This window comes from Microbacterium sp. NPDC060117 (assembly GCF_042729315.1).
Classification (GTDB): Bacteria; Actinomycetota; Actinomycetes; order Actinomycetales; family Microbacteriaceae; genus Microbacterium.
This window is the reverse complement of sequence record NZ_JBHWXR010000007.1, coordinates 1-1067: the sequence shown is the minus strand read 5'-3', so window position 1 is coordinate 1067 and position 1067 is coordinate 1. Positions and strand designations below refer to the sequence as shown.

General features: G+C 54.9%; 1 rRNA gene. It reads right to left on the bottom strand.

The features are described from left to right. A 23S ribosomal RNA gene (locus ACFWCK_RS19355) occupies positions 1-1067 on the bottom strand; the annotation flags it as partial.

The following is a 1067-nucleotide window of genomic DNA, read 5'->3' as shown; positions in this document are numbered from 1 at the left end:
TGGGAAGTCGTTACGCCATTCGTGCAGGTCGGAACTTACCCGACAAGGAATTTCGCTACCTTAGGATGGTTATAGTTACCACCGCCGTTTACTGGGGCTTAAATTCTGAGCTTCGCCGAAGCTAACCCGTCCTCTTAACCTTCCAGCACCGGGCAGGCGTCAGTCCGTATACATCGTCTTGCGACTTAGCACGGACCTGTGTTTTTAGTAAACAGTCGCTACCCACTAGTCTCTGCGGCCACCACACCCTTTTCGGAGTAAATCCGTATAAGCGGGTGGCCCCCCTTCTCCCGAAGTTACGGGGGCATTTTGCCGAGTTCCTTAACCACGATTCTCTCGATCTCCTTGGTATTCTCTACCTGACCACCTGAGTCGGTTTGGGGTACGGGCGGCTAGAACCTCGCGTCGATGCTTTTCTTGGCAGCATAGGATCACCCACTTTTCATCCGCATCGTGTCTCAGCCTGTATGAGAGACGGATTTGCCTATCTCTCGGCCTACGCACTTGCACCAGGACAACCATCGCCTGGCTTGGGCTACCTTCCTGCGTCACACCTGTTAATACGCTAACCGCCTCAGCATGGGGTCGTACGCTAGGCCCCAAGCCATCACCCGAAGGATCCGGTCATGGGGATTCAGATACTTAGCACTACTGGATTGGTTTGGGCGGTTCTTCGCCGGTACGGGAATATCAACCCGTTGTCCATCGACTACGCCTGTCGGCCTCGCCTTAGGTCCCGACTTACCCAGGGAAGATTAGCTTGACCCTGGAACCCTTGGTCTTCCGGAGGACGTGTTTCTCACACGTCTTTCGCTACTCATGCCTGCATTCTCACTCGTGTAGCGTCCACGGCTGGATCACTCCGCCGCTTCACTCGCCACACGACGCTCTCCTACCCATCAACACGGCTGGACCACGAAGGCCTACCATAAATGTCAATGCCACAACTTCGGTGGCGTGCTTGAGCCCCGTTACATTGTCGGCGCGGAATCACTTGACCAGTGAGCTATTACGCACTCTTTCAAGGGTGGCTGCTTCTAAGCCAACCTCCTGGTTGTCACAGCAAC